This is a genomic window from Rhodococcus sp. NCIMB 12038, assembly GCF_002165735.1.
GTDB lineage: Bacteria > Actinomycetota > Actinomycetes > Mycobacteriales > Mycobacteriaceae > Rhodococcus_F.
In genome coordinates this window covers 179,277-180,790 of sequence record NZ_NHML01000008.1, presented here as the reverse complement: position 1 = coordinate 180,790, position 1,514 = coordinate 179,277, and the positions used below count along the sequence as shown (strand labels likewise).

2 protein-coding genes are annotated in these 1,514 nt (G+C 64.9%); one reads left to right on the top strand and one right to left on the bottom strand.

Going from position 1 to position 1,514, the window contains the following annotated elements; all coding sequences use genetic code 11:
• Window positions 1–536: 536 nt before the first annotated feature.
• Window positions 537–875 carry an RNA polymerase-binding protein RbpA gene (locus CA951_RS14210; protein WP_005255751.1) on the bottom strand — a complete coding sequence of 113 codons (339 nt, stop codon included), beginning with the start codon at window positions 873–875 and terminating at the stop codon, window positions 537–539.
• A 172-nt stretch (window positions 876–1,047) separates the two neighbouring features.
• Between CA951_RS14210 and CA951_RS14205 the strand changes: the two genes are divergently transcribed.
• A complete protein-coding gene (locus CA951_RS14205) occupies window positions 1,048–1,380 on the top strand; it encodes a hypothetical protein (RefSeq protein ID WP_087557436.1) in 333 nt (110 codons plus the stop codon).
• Window positions 1,381–1,514: the final 134 nt, after the last annotated feature.

Sequence of the window (1,514 nt, the reverse complement as noted above, 5' to 3'; positions counted from 1 at the left end):
CCGCAGCTCGCCGCCGCTCAACCGACCGTGAGGTTTGGTTTGGGCGATGATGGGGGAATACCACGAAATGTGAGCGGTTGTAGTGGAAATGAGCGGTCGACCACCCGGAATGTCGTGGACGCCGGACGCGCTGTGGCTTCAGGGTGCCGGTTTCATACCCCAGGTGTGAGATCTGCCCGAAGAGAAGACCAAACCCTTGACTCCGCCGTACCGAATAGTAGATTGAGAGCGGTCATGTGACCTACCTCTCAAACGGTATGGAAGCCCGGGAGGTCGGTCATACGTGGTTTCTTCGACTGCGTGTTCGGGGCGTGACGCTCGGTGCTTGGTGTGCTCGGAATGTAACGCTCCCGCGTTCAGCAGATCGGAGTGCTTGGATGAGTCCTGTCGAGACGGTGACCAGCCCAGTGACCTACAGAAGCTTGTCCGTGTCGAACATCCCGTCCCCGCCAACGCCGGGGGCGCAGACCCCCCGGACGCGGCGAACGCCGCCCCGGCAGAGCCGAGACGGCGTTCGTACGGTTCGGTGGCCTGTGTCAGGCTCCGCGGCGCTTCGCCTTCAGCAGGTCGAGGCGCTCCTTCAGCAGCTCTTCCAGTTCCTCCTTGGAACGGCGTTCGAGCAGCATGTCCCAGTGGGTACGCGGCGGCTTGACCTTCTTGGCCTCGGGCGCAGTGCCCTCGACCAGGGTTCCCTCGAGGCCGTTGCGGCACAGCCACGTGCCGGGGATCTCGGCATCGTCGGCGAAGGGAATGTCGAAGACCTCACCGTTGTCGCACCGGTACTTGGCCATCCGACGGGGCGCGAGGTCGTGGTCACGGTCGGTCTCGTAGCTCACCGCTCCGAGTCGACTCCCTCGAAGTACGCGATCTGCCATGGTTGTGTCCTCTCCTCGTTCGTCTCCGCGCGAGCACGCCTGGACCAGCACCAAGCGTTCACACTCATCTACAACGCCACGGCCTCCCGATTGGTTCCCGCACGCCGCGCAGATGCAACCTCGACATCTTACCGGGCGGGCTCCGGGGCGCCGCGCAGTAAGGTGGTCGACCATGACCAGCGCCTCCCGCAGACCGGATGCCTGTGTGTGGTGCGGACGCGAAGTGGCCGAGACGGGGATGGGCCGGCGTCGCCGGTACTGCCGCCAATCGTGCCGGCAACGCGCGTACGAGCAGCGCAACCAGGTCAAGGGCACCAGCATCCCCGCCGATGCGGTGGTGCTCACGTCGGAGGAAGCCTCCGCCATGGTCGACCGGGTTTTCCAGGTTCGATGTGCCGCCGAGGACGTGGCGACAGCCGTTGCCGAAGGTGCGGCGGCCCATGAGGTGGAGTCCCTGTGCGCCGATCTCGTGCAACTCGCACGTGAGGCCGAACGCTTCCGCTGAGCCTCGCACAGAGGCAGGGGAGCGTGGGACGCACTCTGCTCGACCGGTCCGACCGTCGCCGATCGATGGCGATTCCGAAACGAACATCACGAATCGACGCACACCGGGCCCACACGTACAGCACGATCAGTACA

Bases quoted from the DNA above. Each gene is read 5' to 3' on its own strand.
- CA951_RS14205 (WP_087557436.1), top strand. From the start codon at position 1,048: ATGACCAGCGCCTCCCGCAGACCGGATGCCTGTGTGTGGTGCGGACGC.
- CA951_RS14210 (WP_005255751.1), bottom strand. From the start codon at position 875: ATGGCAGATCGCGTACTTCGAGGGAGTCGACTCGGAGCGGTGAGCTAC.